This window comes from Bradyrhizobium sp. CCBAU 11434, assembly GCF_028128895.1.
Taxonomy (GTDB): Bacteria; Pseudomonadota; Alphaproteobacteria; order Rhizobiales; family Xanthobacteraceae; genus Bradyrhizobium; species Bradyrhizobium zhengyangense.
Genome location: NZ_LBJX01000030.1, coordinates 1 through 940 on the forward strand (window position 1 = coordinate 1; position 940 = coordinate 940).

A 940-nucleotide genomic window follows, 5' to 3' on the forward strand; every position below is an offset into this window, starting at 1 on the left:
CCCAAGGAGAAGGCCGCGCCGAAGAAGTCGATGGCCGACGAGAATGCCGGCGAAGGCGCCAGCATCGCCAACCAGTCGATCCGCGTCAACGTGGACACGCTGGAGCATTTGATGACCATGGTCTCCGAGCTGGTCTTGACCCGCAACCAGCTCTTGGAGATCTCAAGGCGCAACGAGGACACCGAGTTCAAGGTGCCGCTGCAGCGCCTCTCCAACGTCACCGCCGAGCTGCAGGAAGGCGTCATGAAGACGCGCATGCAGCCGATCGGCAATGCCTGGCAGAAGCTGCCCCGCATTGTCCGCGACCTGTCGAGCGAACTCGGCAAGCAGATCGAGCTGGAGATGCACGGCGCCGACACCGAGCTCGACCGCCAGGTGCTCGACCTGATCAAGGACCCGCTCACCCATATGGTGCGCAACTCCGCCGATCATGGCCTGGAGACCCCCGCCGAGCGTCTTGCGAGCGGCAAGGGCGAGCAGGGCACCATCCGCCTGTCCGCCTATCACGAGGGCGGCCACATCATCATCTGCATCGCCGACAACGGCCGCGGCCTCAACACCGAGAAGATCAAGGCCAAGGCGCTCTCCTCAGGTCTCGTCAGCGAGGCTGAGCTGGAGAAGATGAGCGAAGCCCAGATCCACAAGTTCATCTTCGCGCCGGGCTTCTCCACCGCGGCCGCCATCACCTCGGTCTCGGGCCGCGGCGTCGGCATGGACGTGGTCCGCACCAATATCGACCAGATCGGCGGCACCATCGACATCAAGAGCGTCGCCGGTGAAGGCTCTTCCGTCACCATCAAGATCCCGCTGACGCTTGCGATCGTCTCGGCGCTGATCGTCGAAGCCGCCGGCGACCGCTTTGCGATCCCGCAGCTCTCGGTGGTCGAGCTGGTCCGCGCCCGCGCCAACTCGGAGCACCGCATCGAGCGTATCAAGGACA

1 protein-coding gene is annotated in these 940 nt (G+C 64.7%); it reads left to right on the forward strand.

What is annotated here, in order from left to right; all coding sequences use genetic code 11:
• Positions 1–940 (forward strand): chemotaxis protein CheA (locus XI06_RS12890; RefSeq protein WP_271605479.1); only part of this gene is annotated, 940 nt, incomplete at both ends.